The organism is Pectobacterium fontis (assembly GCF_000803215.1).
Taxonomy (GTDB): Bacteria; Pseudomonadota; Gammaproteobacteria; order Enterobacterales; family Enterobacteriaceae; genus Pectobacterium; species Pectobacterium fontis.
In genome coordinates this window covers 1-22,451 of record NZ_JSXC01000044.1, presented here as the reverse complement: position 1 = coordinate 22,451, position 22,451 = coordinate 1, and the positions used below count along the sequence as shown (strand labels likewise).

Below are 22,451 nucleotides of genomic sequence, written 5' to 3'. Positions count from 1 at the left end.
GTCCATCACCGCCAATGACCACCTGGCCGTTGCGGCGTACGCTTACAATTGTTGTCACGAGTCAGTCCCCGTTTGAAGGAAAAGATCCCCGCATGATTCGGGGCACATTGCTGTTATAGATGGGGGAGGGCGTGGGGTTTTTCAACCCCCGCTGGCAAGAGGAATACAGTTTGATGCGCCCGCGCCCTTGAGACGCTGGATCATGCTATCTGCGGCAGCACGGTTGTTATAAGGCCCCAGCATGATACGGTTCCAGCCACCGTTAGAGGTGATGCGGCTTTCGATACCTGCAAACGCCAACTGCGCTCTGACTGATTCGGCCGGATCCATGGTTTTGAAAGAACCACATTGAATCGCCCAGCGTTGGGTTTTCTCGGCTTTTGGCGCTTCAGGCTGTTTGACTGGCTGCTGCTTCGGCGCTTCCTGTTTTGCTGTTTCTTGTTTTGGTATCTCTTGTCTTGGAACCACAGGCGTCGTTTGCGCGACCACAGGCGCACGCGTTGCGGGCTGTGTCGTCACGACAGGCGGCTGCTGCATAGACTGCGTCGGTGGCTTAATCGTCACCTGGGAGCGCGGAACCTGCGTTTGGTCGTTATACGGCACTTCGGAAAGCTGTGTGGGCTGACGCCGCATATCAGACTGCATCTGCTCCAGCAGTTGGCGCTGTTCGTCCGTCAACTGCACGGGTGACTGAATCTCACCACCTGCGGAAGGTTCCGTTGGCGTGGTGACGCCCAACTGACGATTTTCCAGCTCTTTAATGTAGCGCCAGCGTTCTTCCGGTTTGGGGGGCAGCCCGTTGCCTTTGCCCGCGCTTTGGTGCGGCAGAACGGGTGACTCGTCGGGTTTATTATGGGCGATAAAGTACAGACCGCCCGCGAAGGTGACCAAAACGGCAACGGCCAGTGCGATCATGGTTTTGGACGCGCCCGAAGCCTTGCCTTTTTTTCGGCTATTTGTCGTTTTCCGACGCGTTCCTGATGAACGTCCCCGGCTCACGTAGTCTCTTTGTGCCACTGTTGTTTCGCTGTGAATTGATAAGTAATTAACATATTTAGGGGCTCATGTTACTGAACCCTCAAATATTTGACCAGCACCTGAAGTCTTAAAGCCTGTTACGGGCGTAATTTGGGGCGGCGACGCTGTCGCGGATCACCAGTTCACTGGACAACAAACGGGAACCGCTTTGTACCGTGTTGCCCTGCAACTGCTCTAAGAGTAGCAGCATGGCTTCACGTCCGATCTGATAGCGCGGCTGGGCGACAGACGTCAGCGGTGGCCAGCAGTACTGCGCCTGTTCGATATCGTCAAAACCAATAATGGAAAGATCGCGCGGGATGTCCAGCCCCATCTTTCTGGCCTGCGCCAGTACGCCCAACGCCATGAGGTCGCTATGGCAGAAGATGGCGCTGGGTGGTTGCGGGTGTTGCATCAGCGCAATCAGGCCGTTGATCCCGGTTTCATAGGTGAAATCGCCGCGAAAAATGTACTGGTGATCGATGAGAATCCCGTTGCGGCGCAGCGCCTGAATATAACCTTGCAGACGATATTGGCTCAGATGCATGTGTTCCGGGCCGGCAATACAGGCGATGCGCTGATGACCTGCCTGATACAGATAATGTACGGCTTCAAACGCGGCGGTGAGATTATCGATATGCACGGTCGGCAGCGCCAGATCCGGTGAAAATTCATTTGCCATCACCATCGGTGGAAAATGACGCTGTTCTTCCTGGACTGTGTCAAACGGTAGATGAGAACCGAGTAACACCATGCCGTCGATCTGTTTGGTAACAATCAGATCGACGAAAGTTTTTTCTTTCTGATGCTGGTGAGCGCAATCGCCAATTAATACCAGATAGCCGTGTTCGGCGGCGGTTTCCTCGATCCCGCGGAATATTTCGGAGAAATAGGGATCGCAGATATCCGGTACGATCGTCAGGATCGTGCGCGATTCGTTACGCTTGAGGTTTCTGTTGAGGGCGTGGGGCGAATAACCAACGGCGCTGACGGCCAGCTCGACTTTCCTGCGGGTGCTGGCAGAGACTTTCTCCGGGTTCATTAACGTTCGGGATACCGTTGCGGTGGAAACACCGGCCTCATCCGCCACGTCTTTCATCGTCGCCGTGGTGACGCTTTTCTTCTGCTTCAACGCTTTTCTCCTTGCGTCAGCGCTAAACTGGCGCTGACTGTCATCAGCATACTGCCTGCGCAGACAGTGATAACAGATTGAACGCAGGTTTTGTTGCTTAATTTGCATAAAAAGTGTGATGAATATCGTGTTGTCGATGCCGCTCGCAAAAAGCGCGGCAAGGGGGCTCGATCAGATCATCGGAAATGCTAACCATCCGTGGGGTCAACATCCAGCATCCACTTCACTTTACGAGCTTGTGGCAGTGTCCCGATCAGTGCCAGTGACGTTCTGACCAGTTTCTGTAACAGTGCTCTGGAAGGATGCTGTAGCAAAAGTTGCCAACGGAAGCGCCCAGCGCGTTTGGGCTGTAACGCAGGCACCGGACCCAGCAGCCAGAGTGAATCATCCCGTAGCGGGCTTGCTTCCAGCAAATTACGCAACTGCTGGAGGAATAAAGCAGCCTGCTGATTATCGTGATCGTCAGCGCGAAAGAGGATATGGCTGGTAAACGGCGGCAGAAACACGCTTTTCCGTTCGATCAGTGCCTGACTGGCAAAGGCATCGTAGCCCTGTTGCAGCAGCGTTTGTAAGAGTGGGTGTTCCGGGTGATGCGTTTGCAGCGCGACTTCGCCCGCCTTGCCGGCTCGCCCTGCGCGACCTGCTACCTGCGTATACAACTGTGCAAAACGCTCGGCGGCACGGAAGTCGGCAGAAAACAGCGAACCGTCCACGTCCAGCAAGGCCACCAGCGTCACGTCAGGGAAATGATGGCCTTTCGCCAGCATCTGTGTGCCGATGAGAAGACGTGCACCTCCCTGCCTGACTTGCGAAAGCTGCTGTTCAAGCGCGCCCTTACGGCTGGTGGTATCACGGTCAATACGGGTGATCGGGACATCGGGAAAGATCGGAGCCAGGCTTTGCTCCAACTGCTCGGTACCCAGACCGACCGGCACCATATGCGTGGAACCGCAACCAGGGCACTGTTGTGGCACCGGACGCTGGCTGTCGCAGTGGTGGCAGCGCAACTGCTTCTGATGTTGGTGATAGGTATAGTAGTGATCGCAGCGCTGACATTCGGCGATCCAGCCGCATTCGTGGCACATCACCACAGGGGCAAACCCGCGCCGATTGAGGAACAAAATAACCTGATTATCGTTCGCCAGATGGTGGCGGATGCGGGTAATCAGCGGCTGGGATAACCCGGCCGTCAGCGGTAAGCTTTTCAGATCGATAACGTGCTGCTTGGCTAGTGCGGCATTGCCTGCTCTTTTGGTCAGATTCAAGCGTCGATACTTACCGATCTGGACGTTATACAGTGTCTCCAGCGCGGGTGTCGCGGTTCCCATGACGATCGGAATGTCTTCCTCTCTGGCGCGGAACACCGCCAAATCGCGGGCGTGATAGCGCCAGCCTTCCTGCTGTTTGTAGGAGCTATCGTGCTCTTCATCGATCACAATCAGCCCCAGGCGGGCAAACGGGGTAAATAACGCTGACCGCGTCCCGATGACGATGGCGGCTTCACCACTGCGAGCGCGTAACCAGACAGCGAGGCGTTCACTGTCGTTGAGTGCCGAGTGCAGTACATCCACCGGGGCGTTAAAACGTTCGCGAAAGCGGGCGATGGTTTGTGGTGTCAGACCAATTTCTGGCACTAACACCAGCGCCTGTTTGCCCTGCGCCAACACATTTTCCAGCACGCTGAGATAGACTTCGGTTTTGCCCGACCCGGTGATGCCGGCAAGCAGCCAGGCGGCAAAGTGATTATCTTCGCTGCGAATCGCGCCGACAGCGGTGGCTTGCTCGGTATTCAGACGCAGACGGTCAGTTGTCAGGCTAAAGCTTTGACGCCAGTCGTGAGGTATTTGATCGGCGGCTTTTAACTCGCACAGCCCTTTGCTACGCAGCGCCTGTAACGCCGTTTCCGTCAGCCCGATTTCGCTCACCTGATGACGATAGACTGGCGACTGGAGTAAGGCTGCCAGCGCCTGCTGCTGCTTGGCGGCACGTTTGAGCGCGCTGAGCGGCGTTGCCCGACCTTGTTCGGTGGCAAACCACTGCCAGAGCGGGGCGCGGTGTGCGGGTTTCCCCTGACGCAGTAATATCGGCAGCGCGTGGAATAGCACTTCGCCAATCGGATAGTGATAGTACTCGACCGCCCACAGTAGAATGCGCCACAGGCTGGGGGGAAACAGCGGCTGTTCGTCCAACACATCATGCACGGGCTTTAATTGTTCAAGCGGAAGTTCGCTGGTATCGCTCAGCGCGGTAATAATGCCGATGGCTTTACGATGACCAAAGGAGACGCTGACGCGTGCGCCGACCTGTGGGGTTATTCCCCCTGCGGGTAGCAGATAATCGAATGTACGTGCCAGCGGCACGGGCAAAGCGACCTGAGCGACAGACATAACCTCTCCGTGATAGTCGATGTGGATTGGCGCGGCTACCCACGACAGAACCGGATGGTTTTTATCATGTGCGGCGCAGGGTGAAAATAACGCAAGGCGCTAGTGTACATGCTGCGAGGGATAATGTGTGGATGCGATTGCATCGGGGTAGCAGATTCTGTATGATCCGCCGCCACTATGCTGTTCGCACAAGTGATGGTTCGTTCGCGAAAATCATTGCGCCGTTCGCATAATGAACTTACTTAACTCAACTTTCGTGTGGTGTCTGGCGGAACAAGGCTGGATAGCGACACGGCCTTAACAGAGGTTTCCCATGAAAAAAGGTATTCACCCGAATTATTCTGCCGTTACTGTAACTTGCTCTTGCGGTAACGTGATCAAAACCCACTCTACCGTGGGCCGTGACCTGAACCTGGACGTTTGTGGCGAATGCCACCCGTTCTACACTGGTAAACAACGTGATGTTGCAACCGGTGGCCGTGTAGACCGCTTCAACAAGCGTTTCTCCGTACCAGGCACCAAAAAATAAGTTTTACTGGTCAATGGGCATCGTCCCTGTTGGCATAGTAACTTTCGACAAAGGCACCGACAGGTGCCTTTGTTGTTTCTGGCGGCTCGGTGCTGTTCATCGGGAAGACGAGATTCGCTCTAATGCGGCCTGTGCGAGAAAGCCTGAGCGGCTTTTAAACTCTGGATTACTCGCCACGCAACGATCGATACGATCAATCAGCGATTTAGGCAGCGTGACGTTAATTTTTTCTGAACCGCCCATTAAACGCGTCACATCGATATCAACGACCGCCCACGTATACCCAGCGTATTCTGCGCTTTTTGCCAATTGGCCTACTGACGACACGGCGGGAATATCCTGACCCATCTCTATCAGCAGTTCGATATGTGCGGTAATCGCCTCTTTAGCATTCGTGATGGCATCGTCTAGCGTATCGCCCGCAGAAAAACAGCCCGGTAGATCTGGCACAGTTACACCGTATGCGTGGGTATCGTCGCCAGATTCAATGGCAATCGGATAAAACATAATTAAGCCTCTTCGAGTCAGCGATGATTATATTCCTGCTTGTTTCCTGATGCTTTTTACCGTGCCTATCGGTAAATCTTTCTTAGGGTGGGGGATGGTGACTAACCCCGGTTTGCTCGGGTGCATAAAATGGTGGTGGCTTCCATTCACTCTTATCAGTTCCCACCCATCGGACTTGATTTCTGCTATTAGCGTCCTGCTATCCATCCCTGCCCCCTGTTGCTCTTTACTACGATAACGATAACCTCAATAACTCCATTCGGCAATATTTTGGAGTTATTGGGGTTATTTTAGGCCTGCATCTTTCATCCCTGCTGACGTTTTATCAGCATCCCCAGAACGAAAACGCCGCCTAACCCTGCCGTAATAATCCCGATGGGCAGTTCCTGTGGTGCCAATAGCTGTCGGCTGAGCCAATCGCCGCCACACAGCAGTATCGCGCCCAGTACGGCGGTCATCGGCAGCAGCCTCTTGTGCAGTACGCCGCTTAACGGGCGAGCCAGATGAGGGATCATCAGGCCGATAAACCCGATCACACCAGTCAGCGCGACCAGCAGTGAGGTAGCAAAAGCGCAGCAGATGAAAATTTCCACCCGCACACGAGACAGGTTAATCCCCATGGAAGCCGCGGTTTGCCCGCCCGCCAGCAGAGCATCGAGCGCGCGCCAGCGCAGCGCGTTGAGGCTAAATAGCAGTACAACGCTGAATATGGCAAAAGGTAGCGTGTCCCAACGGGCAAGACCTAACCCGCCCAGCGACCAGAAAAGAACCGAGCTGGCAGCGCGCTGATCGCCGGAAAATACCAGATAGTTCGTCAGCGCGCCGAACAGAAACGAGATCGCCAACCCGCAAATGATCAGGCGTTCTGCGCCCCGCGCCTGCTGTAACAGGAACAATACCGTCACGGCGATGGCCGATAAGATGCCGCCACAGAAGGCGGCCATCGGCAGCGCCCAGTCACCGAGTTGTTCACCAAAGCGGGTGATGACGGCGACCGCCCCCGCCGACGCGCCCGCAGACAGTCCGAACAGAAAGGGGTCGGCCAGATCGTTGCGGGTTGCTGTTTGCAAAAAGGCACCGACCATCGCTAAACCTGCACCGCATAGCGCCGCCAGCAGGCTACGGGGAATGCGTAGCTCCAGAATGATGCGTGAGGCCATTGGCGAGACATCCGTTGACGATAAACCTAATACGCTGGCGACCTGCGTAAGGGGAATCGTCGTGCTGCCTGTGGCAATATTTAACAGCATCAGCCCAACCAATATCAGTAACGCGATAACGAAGGTCGCGATATAACGTGAAGACGTTGGGTTCACTGAAAGGCGTCCGGGTAGAGCGCGTGTGCCAGTTTATCGACAGCCGCAATATTCGCTGGCCCCGGCGTGAGTTCTGCATATTGCAGCTTCAGATAGCGATGCTGTTGTACGGCCGGAGTGAATTTCATTAATGGGTGCGATTCCAGAAAGCGCCTTAATGCATCTGCGCCGTTGCTCGTCTGGTAATCCAGTAAAATAATAAAATCAGGTTCGCGTGCCGCTACGCTTTCCCATGAGGTGGAAGCCCAGCTCGTTGCCATATCATCCATCACGTTTTGGCCGCCCGCTGCCTCAATAATGGCCGTTGGCATGGCGAATTTCCCGCTGGTAAAGGGTTTATCCTCGCCAGAATCGTAGAGGAAAATCTTTTGCTTTGACCGATTGCCAATACGGGTTTGCAGGGCGTTAATGTGCTGTTTCCAGCCGTCGATCTGCGCCTGAGCCTGTTCCTGCTTACCGAAAATTTTCCCCAGTTTCAGCATATCGCCGTAGAGCAACTCCATGCTGGCGCGTGGACGCTGCCGCTGATGTTCGGTGAACACGCAGCTTTCACTGAGTACCAGCGTCTGAATACCGTATTTTTTCAGCGATTGCGGGGTGACGTCGCCCCCCACTTTCATGCCGTAGTTCCATCCGGCAAAGAAGAAATCAGGGTGTACGGCCAGCAGGTTTTCCAGCGTGGGGTATTTTGCTGCCAGTTCAGGGATCGTGCCTTGTTGCTTGATAAAATCGGGTGGAGCCTTATACCAGCCGGTGATGCCAGTTACTCCGACGATAGTGTTTTGTAGCCCCAGTGCAAACGCCATTTCTGTCATATTCAGGTCATGGATAACGGCGCGCTGCGGCGGCTGGGTGAAGGTCAGCGCTTGTCCACAGCTATCGACCGTGACCGGAAAACCAGAGGCGTATACCCCGCAGGACATCACGGCCAGCAGCCCGGAAAGCAGTGTTGTTTTCATCATGATTCCTTAGTGCAATTCAGGGGCTTCAAAGATGCGAATGGGTGAGCCGTTGATTGGATGTGGCACCGTAAAGCTCTCCATTCCAAATACCGCTTTCACACAGTCGGCGCTCAGCGCATGCGCAGGCGTTCCCCAGCGCAGTAGCGTGCCCTGCTGCAAGACAGCGACGCGGTCGGCAAAGGGGGTAATGAGAGGGAGATCGTGCAGCACCGCGAGCGTTGAGATGCCGCGTTTTCGCACCAGAGACAGCAGTTGCGCACGAGCCAGCGGATCGAGATGGTTGGTCGGTTCATCCAGCAGCAGGAGTTGCGGCGTTTGTGCGAAGGCCCGCGCCAGTGCGGCGCGCTGACGTTCCCCGCCGGAGAGCGTACCCAGCAGGCGATGGCGTAACGGTAATAAGCCGGTATCGTCCAGCGCTTCTTCAACGATCTGGCGGTTATCGGCTGGCGTGCTGAATCCATGGTGCGGAATCCGCCCTAAGGCGACGTATTCCGCGACTCGCAGACGCAGATCCGGGGTATCGTTCTGCGCCAGAATTGCGATGCGTTTTGCCCGCTCATGACGGCTCAGCGCGTTCAGCGGCTGCCCGTTCAGATGGATACGCCCCGTTGTCGTGCCGAGTTCGCTGATTAATACGCGTAACAGCGTGGATTTACCGCTGCCGTTAGGGCCAATCAGTGCCAGACGTTCACCCGCCCGCATGGATAGCGAAATATCACTGAGCCTCGGCGCCCGATTCACATCGGCAACGGAAACGTGGTGAAGCTGTAGCAGTATGGGTCTGGTGGAAAGCGGCATTGTCATCATGCAGAAATATCAGCGCGAGTGATTAAAATGATATGTTATAACATAACAAATGAAATGCAATCCTAATTCACTATGGACGAAAGGAAAAATGCGTGCGGGAAGAGAGGAAGGTTAGTCAAAAGTGATAAGCGTTGAGCGGGACTCAGGTATAGCGATCCCCGCCGGAAAAGGCGGGGTTTAGTAGAAAACTGGCAATCAGTATTCCCACGTATCGGGGTCGATACCCATTTCACGCATGATGATTTTCGCGGCTTCTGGAATTTCATCGCTGCGTTCTTTACGCAGGTCTTCGTCATTCGGTAACGGTTGACCCGTGAACGCGTGCAGAAACGCCTCACACAGCAGTTCGCTGTTGGTGGCATGGCGCAGGTTGTTCACCTGACGACGTGTACGCTCATCGGTCAATATCTTCAATACTTTTAATGGGATAGATACTGTTATCTTCTTGACTTGTTCGCTTTTTTTACCGTGTTCAGCGTAAGGGCTGACATACTCGCCGTTCCACTCAGCCATGGGATACCTTAAAAATTAATCTAATGAAGACAGCATCTGTCATGAAATGCCACAATTCTAGCGGTTATTATGCTTATGCTCAATCTATACGCAAAGAAGTTTAGATGTCTAGATGTGTTGACGTCTATTAAAACAGCGTTTACTCTTGAGTTCCTATCTTTTCAGCCTCCAGCCAGGAAATGAGCCGATGACGCGTAAACAGGCAACGATCGCAGTTCGCAGCGGGTTAAATGATGATGAACAGTATGGCTGCGTCGTCCCTCCTATTCACCTTTCCAGCACGTATAATTTTACCGGGTTCAACCAGCCACGCGCCCATGACTATTCGCGTCGTGGTAATCCCACACGCGATGTGGTGCAGCGTGCGCTTGCCGAACTGGAAGGCGGTGTCGGGGCGGTAATGACGAGCAGCGGGATGTCGGCGATTATGCTGGTTTGTACGGTGTTCCTGCGTCCCGGCGATCTGCTGGTGGCACCGCATGACTGCTACGGCGGCAGCTATCGTCTGTTTGATAGCCTGAGCAAGCGCGGCGCGTTTCGCGTCAAATTTGTCGATCAAGGTGATGCCGCAGCGCTCCACGCCGCACTGGCAGAAAAACCGAAGCTGGTGCTGGTGGAAAGTCCTAGCAATCCGCTGCTGCGCGTCGTCGATATTGCCGCGATTTGTCAGGCAGCGCGGGAAGCGGGCGCGGTCAGCGTGGTGGATAACACCTTCCTCAGCCCGGCGTTGCAGAAGCCGCTGGCGCTGGGTGCCGATCTGGTGGTGCATTCTTGTACCAAGTACCTGAATGGCCACTCTGATGTGGTCGCGGGAGCGGTGATCGCCAACGACGCCGATACCGTTACGGAACTGGCCTGGTGGGCAAACAATATTGGGGTAACGGGGGCGGCGTTTGACAGCTATCTGCTGCTACGTGGCCTGCGTACTTTATCGCCGCGTATGGCGGCTGCGCAGCGTAATGCGCAACAAATCGTTGAATTCTTACAGACACAGCCGTTGGTGAAAGCGCTGTATCATCCTTCGCTGCCGAACAATCCCGGCCATGATATTGCCCGCCGTCAACAATCTGGCTTTGGCGCTATGCTAAGTTTTGAGCTGGATGGGGATGAAGACACCCTGCGGCGTTTCCTGTCGTCGCTGGAGCTGTTTACGCTGGCGGAGTCGTTGGGTGGGGTCGAAAGCCTTATCTCTCATGCGGCAACAATGACGCATGCCGGTATGGCGCCAGAAGCGCGCGCCGCAGCGGGTATCTCTGAAACATTACTGCGTATTTCCACCGGTATTGAAGACGGCGATGATCTGGTTGCCGATCTGGATCGTGCGTTTCAAGCCGCAGCCAAGAGGTAAGAATGAGTGCATTAGGAGTAGCGCCATCGGTAACGGGCCGACAACTGCATAAGTTTGGCGGTAGCAGTCTGGCCGATGTGAAATGTTACCAGCGCGTAGCCGGTATTATGGCGGAGTATAGCCACCCCGGTGATTTGATGGTGGTTTCTGCCGCAGGCAGTACCACCAACCAGTTGATTAGTTGGTTGAAACTGAGCCAGAGCGATCGCCTGTCGGCGCATCAGGTTCAACAGGCATTACGTCGCTATCAAAGTGAGCTGATCGCCGGGCTGCTGCCTGCGCAGGCAGCAGAGGCGCTGACAGCCCAGTTTATTCGCGATCTGGAGCGTTTGGCTGCGCTGCTGGATGGCAAAATTACGGAGGCTGTTTACGCCGAAGTGGTTGGGCACGGTGAAATCTGGTCGGCTCGTCTGATGTCTGCCGTGCTGAATCATCGGGATATGAATGCGGCCTGGCTGGACGCACGCGATTTTCTCTGTGCGGAACGTGCCGCACAGCCGCAGGTTGACGAAGGCCGCTCCTGGCCGCTGTTGCAACAATATCTGACGCAACATGCGGGGCAGCGCTTAGTGGTAACGGGGTTTATCTGCCGTAATGACGCGGGAGAAACGGTGCTGCTGGGGCGTAATGGAAGCGACTACTCTGCGACGCAAATCGGTGCGCTAGCCGGGGTTGAACGTGTAACCATCTGGAGCGACGTTGCCGGGGTGTATAGTGCCGATCCGCGCAAAGTGAAAGATGCCTGTCTGCTACCGCTGCTGCGTCTGGATGAAGCCAGTGAACTGGCACGTCTGGCCGCGCCGGTGCTGCATACTCGTACGTTGCAGCCTGTTTCCGGCAGCGATATCGACCTGCAACTGCGTTGTAGCTATCAGCCTGAACAGGGATCGACGCGCATTGAACGTGTGTTGGCCTCGGGCACCGGTGCCAAAATTGTCACCAGCCATGATGATGTGTGCCTGATTGAAGTTCAGGTTCCCGCAGAACATGATTTCGTGCTGCTGCAAAAAGAAGTCGAACAACTTCTCAACCGCGCACAGTTGAAACCGCTGGCGATCGGCGTCCATCAGGATCGTAACCTACTGCAACTGTGCTATACCTCGGAAGTGGTCGATAGCGCGTTGCAATTGCTGTCGCAGGCCGGATTGCCCGTTGAGCTAAACCAGCGCGATGGATTGGCGATGGTGGCGATGGTGGGCGCGGGCGTGGGTAAAAACCCGCTGCACAGCCACCGTTTCTATCAGCAGTTGAAAGATCAACCGATTGAATTTGTCCGTCAGGCTGATGATGGCATCAGCCTGGTCGCTGTTCTGCGCGTCGGGCCGACGGAACATTTGATTCGTGGGCTACACCATTCACTGTTCCGTGCAGAAAAACGTATCGGTCTGGTGCTGTTTGGTAAAGGCAATATTGGTTCACGCTGGCTGGAGCTGTTTGCGCGTGAGCAGAGTAACCTGTCTGCACGTACCGGCTTCGAGTTTGTCCTGGCTGGTGTGGTAGACAGTACGCGCAGCCTGTTGAACTACGAGGGGCTGGATGCCAGCCGTGCGTTGGCGTTCTTTGAAAGTGAAGCGCAGGAGCGGGATGGCGAAGATCTGTTCCTGTGGATGCGTGCGCACCCCTTTGATGATTTAGTGGTGCTGGATGTCACCGCCAGTGAGTCGGTCGCCGATCTGTATCTGGATTTCGCCAGCTATGGTTTCCACGTTATCAGCGCTAACAAACTGGCGGGTGCGTCCGGCGGCAATAACTATCGCCAGATCCGCGACGCGTTTGCGAAAACGGATCGCCACTGGCTGTATAACGCGACCGTCGGCGCAGGGTTGCCAGTCAACTTTGCGGTACGCGATTTGCGGGAAAGCGGCGACAGTATTCTGGCGATCAGCGGGATTTTCTCCGGTACGCTCTCCTGGCTGTTCTTGCAGTTCGACGGCACCGTGCCGTTCACCGAACTGGTCGATCAGGCGTGCCAGCAGGGGCTGACCGAACCCGATCCGCGTGTTGACCTTTCTGGTCAGGACGTTATGCGCAAGCTGGTGATTCTGGCGCGTGAAGCGGGCTATGACATCGAACCCAGTCAGGTTCGGGTTGAGTCGCTGGTGCCGGCGGGGTGTGAACAGGGATCTGTCGATTACTTCTTCGAGAACGGCGACTCGCTGAACGAACAGATGCTGCGGCGTCTGGAAGCGGCACAGGAGATGGGCTTGGTACTGCGTCACGTTGCACGCTTTGACAGCAATGGGAAAGCGCGCGTAGGTGTTGAAGCGGTGCGCCCGGATCATCCTCTGGCTTCGCTGCTGCCGGGCGACAACGTGTTTGCGATTGAAAGCCGCTGGTATCGGGATAACCCGCTGGTTATTCGTGGGCCAGGGGCTGGACGCGACGTCACGGCGGGCGCAATCCAGTCTGACTTAAACCGTCTGGCGCAACTGCTGTAGAATTTGGCGTAATCCTACCTCTCTGTTGGCCACCTTCGTCCATAGTAATGGTGGCCAATACGCAAGCGGCATAATCTTCCCCCGTGTTTTCATGCCCCTCTCATCATGAAATTTTTTCATTCGCTGTGAGTAATCATCACCTGCCTGCGGGCTGAAAATCGTTGACTCTTTGAGCAGATTACGTCATTTTCTATATAGACGTCTAAACGTATAGACGTGTGGCGAATGATAATAACAATCACGGTCAACGGGGTAGCAGGTATGAGCTTTTTTCACGCAAACCAGCGGGAAGCGCTGAATCAAAGTCTGGCGGAATTACAGGGACGGATTAATGTATCCTTTGAATTTTTCCCGCCGCGTACCAGTGATATGGAAGAAACCCTGTGGAGCTCGATTGATCGACTGAGCAGCCTGAAGCCCAAATTTGTTTCCGTGACTTATGGGGCAAATTCCGGCGAGCGTGACCGTACTCACAGCATTATCAAAACGATTAAAGAGCGTACCGGTCTGGAAGCGGCACCCCACCTGACCTGTATCGACGCCTCTCGTGAACAACTGCGTGACATTGCGCGGGACTACTGGCAGAGCGGTATCCGCCATATTGTCGCGCTGCGCGGCGATTTACCGCCCGAAGGTGGCAAGCCGGACATGTATGCGGCGGATCTGGTTGCTCTACTGAAAGACGTGGGTGATTTCGATATTTCCGTTGCCGCTTACCCAGAGGTACACCCTGAAGCGAAGAGCGCGCAGGCTGACCTGATCAACCTGAAGCACAAAATTGATGCCGGCGCGAACCGTGCAATCACCCAGTTCTTTTTCGATGTCGAAAGCTATTTGCGTTTCCGCGACCGCTGCGTAGCGACGGGCATTGATGTCGAAATTGTACCGGGTATTCTGCCCGTATCGAACTTCAAGCAGTTGCAAAAGTTTTCCACGATGACGAACGTCCGTGTGCCGAACTGGATGACGGCCATGTTTGACGGCCTGGATAACGATCCAGAAACCCGCAAAATGGTGGGGGCGTCTATCGCGATGGACATGGTGAAGATTCTCAGCCGCGAAGGGGTAAAAGATTTCCACTTCTATACGCTGAATCGCGCCGAGCTGAGCTACGCGATTTGCCATACGCTGGGGGTTCGCCCCGACGTGACTCGCTAAGGCGACACGCAAGATTTCAGGAAGAAAGAAGCCGCAATGTAGTGACCAAGAGTAAGGGCATTGGAATGCCTGTCAACGTCAATTACGGCGGCGCTGAAAGGGGGAGTCTCAGGGATGAGATTCCTCTTCGCGCCTTTTGGCTTACCGTAGGGGACTGAATAGCCTTACTACCACCTCGTTGACTGACATTTTACCCACCTTGCCGCTCCCATCCACACGCCTATTCACGCGGTGAATTATCGATCGGTGTCCCGAATCTCCTCGTATCCCTCCGGCTTGTCTACCAGCACAAGAGACACAAAATGCTGTCATCGTCAAATCACTTGAATATATTAGCCTGCTCGGTATAGCGTGACAGGATACGCACACACACTTCAGTGGGATATATTATTCATTTTGGGTATTGATAGGTGATATTGTATCTTTGATGTCATATCTATCGTTGTTAGCTATCATGATAAGGAGAATAATAATGAATATTCGGGACTTAGAGTATCTTGTCGCGCTGGCTGAACATCGTCACTTTCGGCGCGCGGCAGATTCCTGCCATGTCAGTCAGCCAACACTCAGTGGACAGATTCGCAAACTGGAAGATGAATTGGGTGTGATGCTGCTTGAGCGCACCAGTCGCAAGGTGCTCTTTACGCAAGCCGGACTGCTGCTGGTCGAGCAGGCACGCACGGTATTACGCGAGGTGAAGGTACTAAAAGAGATGGCGAGTCAGCAGGGCGAAACCATGTCCGGGCCGCTACACATTGGCCTGATCCCGACGGTGGGGCCTTATCTGCTACCGCAAATTATTCCGATGCTGCATCGCACGTTTCCCAAGCTCGAAATGTATCTGCACGAAGCGCAAACTCACCAATTGCTGGCTCAACTGGACAGCGGCAAACTGGACTGCGCCATTCTGGCGATGGTGAAAGAGTCTGAAGCCTTTATCGAGGTTCCACTCTTTGACGAACCCATGAAACTGGCGATTTATCAGGATCACCCGTGGGCGAACCGTGAGCGTGTGGCGATGTCCGATCTGGCGGGTGAAAAACTGCTGATGCTGGAAGACGGCCACTGCTTACGCGATCAGGCGATGGGCTTCTGTTTTCAGGCCGGGGCGGATGAAGATACGCACTTCCGGGCGACGAGTCTGGAGACACTGCGTAACATGGTCGCCGCCGGAAGCGGTATCACACTGCTGCCATCGCTGGCAGTACCGCATGAGCGCGAGCGTGACGGCGTGTGCTATTTACCGTGCTATAAACCAGAGCCTAAGCGTACCATCGCGCTGGTGTATCGCCCAGGCTCACCGCTGCGTGGACGCTATGAGCAGCTTGCTGATAGCATCCGCGAGCACATGCAGGGCTATATGGAAAACCTGTCAAAATAAGCGGTTAAGCCCGTTTAGCGCCGCCACGCGGTACGCTTCTGCCATGGTTGGATAGTTGAAGGTGGTATTAACGAAATATTCGATAGTATTACCTTCACCTTTCTGTTCCATGATGGCTTGCCCGATGTGGATAATCTCCGCCGCGCGCTCACCAAAGCAGTGAATACCCAGAATCTGTTTGGTTTCGCGGTGAAACAGAATCTTCAAACTCCCTACATTCATCCCGACAATCTGCGCCCGCGCCAAGTGTTTGAACTGTGCGCGCCCGACCTCGTAAGGCACTTTCATCGCGGTAAGCTCTTGCTCAGTTTTCCCCACGGAGCTGATCTCTGGGATGGTATAAATACCGGTAGGGATATCTTCGATCAGATGCGCGCTGGCATCGCCTTTGATGATCGCCTGCGCGGCGAGCCGACCTTGATCGTACGCTGCCGATGCCAGGCTGGGATAACCGATCACATCGCCAATGGCATAAATATGCGCCTGCGCCGTCTGGTACATGCTGTTGACCTTGAGCAGCCCGCGGCTATCGGTGTTCAGGCCGATATTCTCCAGCCCCAGCGTTTCTGTATTTCCCGTGCGCCCGTTGGCATAGAGTAGGCAGTCGGCCTTCATCTTTTTGCCTGATTTCAGGTTGACGATCACGCCGTCAGGCAGTCCTTCGATACTTTCAAATTCTTCGTTATGGCGAATAACGACGCCGTTATTCCAGAAGTGGTAGGACAACGCATCCGACATTTCCTGATCGAGAAAGGCCAGCAGCCTGTCACGGGTGTTAACTAAATCGACTTTAACGCTCAGGCCACGAAAGATAGAAGCATATTCACAGCCGATAACGCCCGCGCCATAGATGATGACGTGCTGGGGTTCGTGGTCGAGTTGCAGAATCGAGTCGCTATCGTAAATACGCGGGTGGTCGAAATCGACGTCTGCCGGATGATACGGGCGTGAACCGGTCGCAATAATAATATTCGCGGCGGTCAGCGTCTCATGAGTGTTGTCTGGGTAATGAACGGCAATCGTATGGGCATCAATGAAGCTGGCCTCACCGGAGAACAATTCGCACTGATTTCGCTCATAAAACCCTTGCCGCATACGGGTTTGCTGCCCAATCACGCTGTCGGCATGGCGCAGGATGTCGGAAAATGAGGAGCGAATAATGCGGGCGTTGTCACTGTAGAGGGGGTTTTGATTGAACTCGATAATACGGCTGACGGCGTGGCGCAGAGCTTTGGAAGGGATCGTACCCCAGTGGGTACAGCCACCGCCGACATTGTAGTGACGTTCAATCACCGCAATTTTGGCTCCGTGCTTGGCCAATCCCATTGCTGCACCTTCACCGCCGGGACCAGAGCCAATCACAATGGCATCGTAATCATATTGATGTTCTAGAGTCATGGTAGGTTAAACCTGTTTTTATACAAAATAATAACGTGGCCTTAACATTGTGCGATTGTAGCATCGCCGACGGCAGAACCCAATCATCCCTGCCTTTACTATGGAAACAGATACTCACATTCTTAATATGGCAAACTTTGTCTCATTCTGTGGACAATAAAGTTTGCTATAGTGCCCCTTTGGAAAGGAGAGTAGATCATTTGGGCGGCATAATGGGTGTCAGAGCACAACAAAAAGAACGGACTCGTCGTTCCCTGATTGAAGCTGCATTTAGCCAGTTAAGCGCTGAACGCAGCTTTGCCAGCCTGAGTTTACGTGAAGTCGCGCGTGAAGCGGGCATCGCGCCGACGTCTTTTTATCGTCATTTTCGTGACGTGGATGAACTGGGGCTGACAATGGTGGACGAAAGCGGGCTGATGCTGCGCCAGTTAATGCGTCAGGCCCGGCAGCGTATCGCCAAAACCGGTAGCGTTATCAGGACGTCGGTTGCCACCTTCATGGAATTTATCGGCAATAATCCTAATGCGTTTCGGCTCTTGCTGCGTGAACGTTCAGGGACGTCAGCGGCTTTCCGTGCCGCTGTCGCGCGGGAGATTCAGCATTTTATCGCCGAACTCGCGGATTATCTTGAGGTAGAAAACCATATTCCCCGTAGTTTTGCGGAAGCACAGTCAGAAGCGATGGTGACCATTGTTTTTAGCGCGGGAGCGGAAGCGTTGGATGTTTCTCTGGAACAGCGTAAACAGTTGGAAGAACGGCTGGTACTGCAACTGCGGATGATCGCCAAAGGCGCTTATTACTGGTACAGAAAAGAACACGATAGTAGTTTTACCGTGCCATAAATCCTCTATACCAACAACATGAAAAGGGAGAATCCATGACAGAAAAACCTCACCAAGAAAAAGGTACGCTGGTTCTGGCGCTGGTTGCGGGCTTATCCGTTAACGGCGCATTCGCTGCCTTATTCAGCAGTATTGTTCCGTTCTCGATTTTTCCCCTGATTGCGCTGGTATTGTCCATTTATTGCCTGCATCAACGTTATTTGCACCACAGTATGCCGGAAGGCATTCCGATGCTGGCGGCGGCTAGTTTTCTGCTGGGACTATTGATTTACAGCGCTATCGTGCGTGTGGAATATCCCGCTATTGGATCGAACTTTATTCCATCAATCCTGTGCGTAGCATTGGTTTTCTGGATGGGCCTGAAACTACGCCGCAGAAAAGCCACGGAGCCAGTTTCCACAGAAGAGAGTGATACGCTGTAACTGACGTGCACTGGCGGGGTGGCCCGCCAGTGGGTGCTTGTTACTGACGTTTTTCCAGCAGGACGCCGCACTCCATATGGTGGGTGTAAGGGAATTGGTCGAACAGCGCCAGCCGGCGGATATCGTGGGTTTCCGAGAGCGTTTGCAAGTTGTGGCTCAGCGTTTCCGGGTTGCAGGAAATATAAAGAATACGCGGATAGGCCTGCACCAGTTTCACCGTGTCTTCATCCAGCCCGCTGCGCGGTGGGTCAACAAAAATGGTCTCGCACTGGTAGCTCGTCAGATCGATACCCTGTAAACGGTTAAATTGTCGTGCGCCCCGCATGGCCTGCGTGAATTCTTCTGCCGCCATGCGGATAATCTGCACGTTCTCTATCTGGTTCGCGGCGATATTATATTGTGCCGCCGCGACGGATGGCTTGGCGATTTCGGTCGCTAGCACGCGTTCGAAATTTCTTGCCAGCGCGAGTGAAAAATTGCCGTTGCCGCAATACAGTTCCAGTAAATCCCCTTTTGATCCTGCCGTGGCATCCAACGCCCACTCCAGCATCTGAATATTTATGGCGGCATTCGGCTGCGTAAAGCTATTTTCCACCTGGCGGTAAATCATATCCCGGCCTGCAACGGGCAGACATTCATCGACATAATCGCGGTCGAGGCAGATTTTGGTTTTCGTCGCGCGGCCAATCAACTGTAGACGGAACCCTTGTGCTGTCAGGCTATCGCGCAGAGCGCGAGCATGTTGCTGCCATTCTTCGTCCAGTGCGCGGTGATACAGCAGCGACACGATCGCTTCGCCGCTCATCGTCGACAGATAATCTATCTGGAACAGTTTACGGCGCAGCACAGAATCAGGTTGGATTGCGGCAAGCAGTTCCGGCATCAGACGATTAATCAGTTCGCTGGCTGCCGGAAAGCGATCGACCCGAATGCGCTGTTTGGTTTGCTGGTCAAACATGATGTGATAAAGCTCGTCACCCTCGTGCCAGATGCGGAATTCAGCACGCATCCGATAGTGGCTGGCGGGAGAACGGAAGACGGCAGGTTCCGGTGCGTTAAACGGTGCCATCATGCCACGCAGACGCTCGGTTTTTTCTGCAAGCTGGTCGTCATAGTGTTCGATGGGCAGGATTTCTGGCGTCATGATTTTCTCGTCTGAACCGCGTCTAAAAGGGGGGTATTGGCCGGGAATTGTAGGGAATCCGGTCAGGAAGTCCAGTTTTGTTACGTTATTATCCTGTAGTGAGATAGAAGTCTAGACTTCCACAATGTGCGATTGTAGGATGAGCGTCCGGTCTTGTAACACAAGTCAAAAGGGAATCCAGTGTAAATCTGGAGCTGACGCGCAGCGGTAAGGAATGCCCCGGCGATAGCATTATTATGCAGACACTGTCTTTTATGATGGGAAGTCATCGCTTTCGTTGTATCCCTTACCGTTGTTTACGGTTTGTGATAACAACGGCATCCAAGCCCGAAGACCTGCCGGAATACGTCGCAATTGGTTCTGCATATCGCGTGCTATTAACAGAGCCTGCGGCATCCTTATTATTTCTCGGATGCTTTAACAATGATTAAAAAAATTTCGCTGCTGACGGCGCTTTCCGTCACGGCATTTTCTGGCTGGGCACAGGAAAACAGTTCATCTCCAAATTCATCATCGGAAAAAAATACCGATGAAATGGTCGTCACAGCAAACCGTTTCGCACAGCCGGTTTCTTCGGTGTTGGCACCCACGACTGTAGTGACAAGAGAAGAGATCGATCGTTGGCAAGCGAAAAGCCTAACTGATGTTATGCGTCGTTTGCCAGGGGTAGATATTGGGCAGAATGGCGGATTTGGCCAAATGAGCTCTATGTTCATTCGAGGTAGCAATTCTAACCATACACTGGTTCTTATTGATGGTATCCGGCTGAATCAGGCGGGTATTAGTGGTTCATCTGATCTCAGCCAAATTCCTCTCTCACTGGTGCAGAAAGTTGAATATATTCGTGGCGCACGTTCTGCGGTTTATGGTTCTGATGCGATTGGCGGCGTAGTAAACATTATTACTACCAGAGAGAAGAAAGGCACCACATTGGCGGCGGGTGTTGGTTCAAAAGGGTATCAATCCTATGATGTAGCAACGCAGCAGGCTTTAGAAAGTGGCACTACAGTGACGTTAGCAGGTAATTACACTTACACCAAAGGGTTTGATATTGCCGCCGCTGATGCGCCGCGTCAGCCAGATCGTGATGGATTTATGAGCAAATCCATTTATGGTGCAGTAAAGCAGCAGTTCAATGATGAGTTTAGCGGTTTCCTGCGTGGTTACGGTTTCGATAATCGGACTGACTATGATGGCTACGACGCGCTTGATAGCACTACCTGGGCTGTATTAGGTACACCGAGTATTCGACAGCTTTATAGTCAAACTTGGGATACAGGTCTGCAATTTAACCGGGATATTTATTCGAGCCAATTAGTTGCCAGTTATAGCCATACCAAGGATCTAAATTTTGATCCTGCCAAAGGGCGCTATAGCCCGGCATCAACAATGGATGATGTACAACAATATAATCTTCAATGGGGCAATACGCTGGCTGTTGGTGATGGCAGTGTAAGTGCGGGTGTGGACTGGCAAAAACAGACATCACAGCCGGGTACAAATTACGTGATTGCAGGACACGAACAGCGTAACGTCGGTGTCTATGCCACTGCCCAACAAAAAATAAGCAGTGTGACGTTAGAAGGTGCCGTCAGAGGCGATGACAATAATGTTTTTGGCTGGCATAACACTTGGCAATCAAGTGCCGCTTGGGAGTTTATTGAGGGGTACAGTATTTTTGCCTCTTATGGTACTGCTTATAAAGCACCGAACCTGAATCAGGTCTACAGCGAAAAATACGGTAACCTCAATCTTAAGCCAGAAGAAAGTAAGCAGTGGGAAAGCGGCTTCGAAGGTTTGACGGGCGCGGTTAACTGGAGGTTGTCTGGCTATCGAAACGATATTGACAACCTCATCAATTTTGACTCAACAAATCGTTACAGCAACATTCAAAAAGCGCAGATAAAAGGTGCTGAAGCAACGGCATCTTTCGATACTGGCCCTCTGGCTCACATGGTTTCTTTTGATTACCTTGACCCGCGCAATAGCCAGACGAATAAAGTGTTATTGCGTCGCGCCAAGCAGCAGGTCAAGTATCAGTTGGATTGGGCGGTAGCTGATATCGATTGGTCGGTAACTTACCAGTACCTAGGCCAACGTTATGACACAGATTACAACACGTTCCAGCCTGTGAAATTAGGCGGCGTAAGTCTTTGGGATCTCGCAGCCTCATATCCGATCACCTCTCATCTGACTGTTCGTGGTAGAATCGCCAACCTGTTTGATAAAGATTACGAGACGGCATATGGCTACCGCACGGCAGGGCGAGAATACTATCTCACAGGAAGCTATACCTTCTAACCTGCCATCCCGTCCTACGGTTCTGGTTTTCGATTCCGGCGTAGGCGGGCTGTCTGTTTATGATGAGATCCGGCAACTTCTGCCGGATCTTCACTATATATACGCATTCGATAACGAAGCGTTTCCCTATGGTGAGAAATCACAGCAATTTATTATTGAGCGCGTGGTTGAGATTGTAAGTGCAGTTCAACTACGTCATCAGCTTGCACTGGTTGTGATTGCCTGCAATACAGCGAGTACGATTTCCCTTCCTGCGTTACGTGAACGCTTTACTTTCCCTGTCGTGGGCGTCGTCCCTGCGGTTAAACCGGCGGCTAAGCTGACGCGCAACGGTGTTGTTGGCCTGCTTGCGACGCGCGCAACGGTTCAACGCCCGTACACGCACGAGCTAATTGCTCGTTTTGCGACGGATTGCCAGATTTTGTCATTGGGATCGTCAGAGCTGGTCGAGTTGGCAGAGGCGAAATTGCAGGGGGAGACAGTCTCCATTTCTGAACTGCAAAAAATTCTGCGTCCCTGGCTGCGTTTGCCTGAGCCGCCAGATACCGTCGTGCTCGGGTGTACGCATTTTCCATTATTAGCGGAAGAACTGAAAATGGCTTTGCCAGATGGAACGCGTCTTGTCGATTCGGGGGCGGCTATTGCCAGAAGAACAGCTTGGCTTATTGCTAATCTGGATAATCCTCCGCTTTCTACAGATAGAAATCTGGTTTATTGCCTGGCGATTACACCTAAAGTCGCTACGCTGTGGCCAATATTGCAGCGTTATGGCTTCGATTCGCTGGAAAAACTGCCACTTTAATCGCGCTGTGGGTAAATAGTAGACAAACGATAATTATTTTGCATTTA

Annotated in this window: 20 protein-coding genes and 1 riboswitch; of the genes, 9 read left to right on the top strand and 11 right to left on the bottom strand. The window is 53.4% G+C overall.

Translation table 11 applies throughout. From position 1 onward, the window contains the following. Positions 1–141 precede the first annotated feature (141 nt). From ftsN to priA, 3 genes are all read right to left on the bottom strand, one after another. Positions 142–1,017: a cell division protein FtsN gene (ftsN, locus tag OI69_RS16245; RefSeq protein ID WP_072034312.1), complete on the bottom strand. Its 876-nt coding sequence runs from the start codon at positions 1,015–1,017 to the stop codon at positions 142–144. 88 nt (positions 1,018–1,105) lie between these two features. Continuing rightward, a complete protein-coding gene (cytR, locus tag OI69_RS16240) occupies positions 1,106–2,149 on the bottom strand; it encodes a DNA-binding transcriptional regulator CytR (RefSeq protein WP_039352727.1) in 1,044 nt (347 codons plus the stop codon). Between the two features lie 188 nt (positions 2,150–2,337). Beyond that, a complete protein-coding gene (gene priA, locus OI69_RS16235; RefSeq protein WP_039352724.1) occupies positions 2,338–4,536 on the bottom strand; it encodes a primosomal protein N' in 2,199 nt (732 codons plus the stop codon). A gap of 313 nt (positions 4,537–4,849) precedes the next feature. Here priA and rpmE point away from each other — a divergent pair, with 313 nt between their 5' ends. Further along, entirely contained in the window at positions 4,850–5,065 is a 216-nt protein-coding gene (rpmE, locus tag OI69_RS16230; RefSeq protein ID WP_012772907.1) for a 50S ribosomal protein L31, read from the top strand. Positions 5,066–5,161: 96 nt separating this feature from the next. On the opposite strand, the gene OI69_RS16225 is transcribed toward rpmE, so the two are convergent. From OI69_RS16225 to metJ, 6 genes are all read right to left on the bottom strand, one after another. Beyond that, on the bottom strand, positions 5,162–5,572 hold the full coding sequence (locus OI69_RS16225; protein WP_039352722.1) for a type II toxin-antitoxin system HicB family antitoxin: 411 nt from the start codon (positions 5,570–5,572) through the stop codon (positions 5,162–5,164). A gap of 27 nt (positions 5,573–5,599) precedes the next feature. Next, the gene (locus OI69_RS16220; protein ID WP_039352721.1) at positions 5,600–5,779 is read right to left on the bottom strand and encodes a type II toxin-antitoxin system HicA family toxin; all 180 of its coding nucleotides are present in this window, start codon (positions 5,777–5,779) and stop codon (positions 5,600–5,602) included. Between the two features lie 98 nt (positions 5,780–5,877). Continuing rightward, on the bottom strand, positions 5,878–6,888 hold the full coding sequence (locus tag OI69_RS16215; RefSeq protein WP_039352719.1) for a FecCD family ABC transporter permease: 1,011 nt from the start codon (positions 6,886–6,888) through the stop codon (positions 5,878–5,880). After that, positions 6,885–7,847: an ABC transporter substrate-binding protein gene (locus tag OI69_RS16210; protein ID WP_039352717.1), complete on the bottom strand. Its 963-nt coding sequence runs from the start codon at positions 7,845–7,847 to the stop codon at positions 6,885–6,887. Before OI69_RS16210 ends, OI69_RS16215 begins: the two co-directional genes overlap by 4 nt. A 9-nt stretch (positions 7,848–7,856) precedes the next feature. Continuing rightward, positions 7,857–8,654: an ABC transporter ATP-binding protein gene (locus OI69_RS16205; protein WP_039352732.1), complete on the bottom strand. Its 798-nt coding sequence runs from the start codon at positions 8,652–8,654 to the stop codon at positions 7,857–7,859. Between the two features lie 198 nt (positions 8,655–8,852). Further along, a complete protein-coding gene (gene metJ / locus OI69_RS16200; protein ID WP_005973355.1) occupies positions 8,853–9,170 on the bottom strand; it encodes a met regulon transcriptional regulator MetJ in 318 nt (105 codons plus the stop codon). Between the two features lie 187 nt (positions 9,171–9,357). Here metJ and metB point away from each other — a divergent pair, with 187 nt between their 5' ends. The 4 genes from metB (at position 9,358) to oxyR (ending at position 15,495) form a co-directional block, all read left to right on the top strand. Beyond that, on the top strand, positions 9,358–10,518 hold the full coding sequence (gene metB / locus OI69_RS16195; protein ID WP_039352715.1) for a cystathionine gamma-synthase: 1,161 nt from the start codon (positions 9,358–9,360) through the stop codon (positions 10,516–10,518). Positions 10,519–10,520: 2 nt separating this feature from the next. Further along, complete coding sequence (locus OI69_RS16190) at positions 10,521–12,956, top strand: bifunctional aspartate kinase/homoserine dehydrogenase II (RefSeq protein ID WP_039352712.1); 2,436 nt, start codon at positions 10,521–10,523, stop codon at positions 12,954–12,956. Positions 12,957–13,217: 261 nt separating this feature from the next. Then, the gene (metF, locus tag OI69_RS16185) at positions 13,218–14,114 is read left to right on the top strand and encodes a methylenetetrahydrofolate reductase (RefSeq protein ID WP_039352708.1); all 897 of its coding nucleotides are present in this window, start codon (positions 13,218–13,220) and stop codon (positions 14,112–14,114) included. Between the two features lie 472 nt (positions 14,115–14,586). After that, complete coding sequence (oxyR, locus tag OI69_RS16180) at positions 14,587–15,495, top strand: DNA-binding transcriptional regulator OxyR (protein WP_039352705.1); 909 nt, start codon at positions 14,587–14,589, stop codon at positions 15,493–15,495. Here oxyR and sthA read toward each other — a convergent pair. Beyond that, positions 15,487–16,893 carry a Si-specific NAD(P)(+) transhydrogenase gene (gene sthA, locus OI69_RS16175; RefSeq protein WP_039352702.1) on the bottom strand — a complete coding sequence of 469 codons (1,407 nt, stop codon included), beginning with the start codon at positions 16,891–16,893 and terminating at the stop codon, positions 15,487–15,489. The genes oxyR and sthA overlap by 9 nt on opposite strands. A 212-nt stretch (positions 16,894–17,105) precedes the next feature. Between sthA and fabR the strand changes: the two genes are divergently transcribed. Together fabR and OI69_RS16165 are read left to right on the top strand one after the other, a co-directional pair. Further along, positions 17,106–17,735 carry an HTH-type transcriptional repressor FabR gene (gene fabR, locus OI69_RS16170; RefSeq protein ID WP_014916981.1) on the top strand — a complete coding sequence of 210 codons (630 nt, stop codon included), beginning with the start codon at positions 17,106–17,108 and terminating at the stop codon, positions 17,733–17,735. 35 nt (positions 17,736–17,770) lie between these two features. Then, positions 17,771–18,157 carry a YijD family membrane protein gene (locus tag OI69_RS16165; RefSeq protein ID WP_039352698.1) on the top strand — a complete coding sequence of 129 codons (387 nt, stop codon included), beginning with the start codon at positions 17,771–17,773 and terminating at the stop codon, positions 18,155–18,157. Between the two features lie 40 nt (positions 18,158–18,197). Here OI69_RS16165 and trmA read toward each other — a convergent pair whose 3' ends face one another. Then, positions 18,198–19,301, bottom strand: coding sequence for a tRNA (uridine(54)-C5)-methyltransferase TrmA (gene trmA, locus OI69_RS16160; protein WP_039352695.1), 1,104 nt, complete (start codon positions 19,299–19,301; stop codon positions 18,198–18,200). 133 nt (positions 19,302–19,434) lie between these two features. Then, positions 19,435–19,658, top strand: a riboswitch (cobalamin riboswitch). A 66-nt stretch (positions 19,659–19,724) separates the two neighbouring features. On the opposite strand from trmA, the gene btuB reads away from it, so the two are divergent. Continuing rightward, entirely contained in the window at positions 19,725–21,602 is a 1,878-nt protein-coding gene (gene btuB / locus OI69_RS16155; RefSeq protein ID WP_039352691.1) for a TonB-dependent vitamin B12 receptor BtuB, read from the top strand. Further along, positions 21,547–22,404: a glutamate racemase gene (gene murI / locus OI69_RS16150; RefSeq protein ID WP_039352688.1), complete on the top strand. Its 858-nt coding sequence runs from the start codon at positions 21,547–21,549 to the stop codon at positions 22,402–22,404. Before btuB ends, murI begins: the two co-directional genes overlap by 56 nt. The last annotated feature ends 47 nt before the right edge of the window (positions 22,405–22,451 follow it).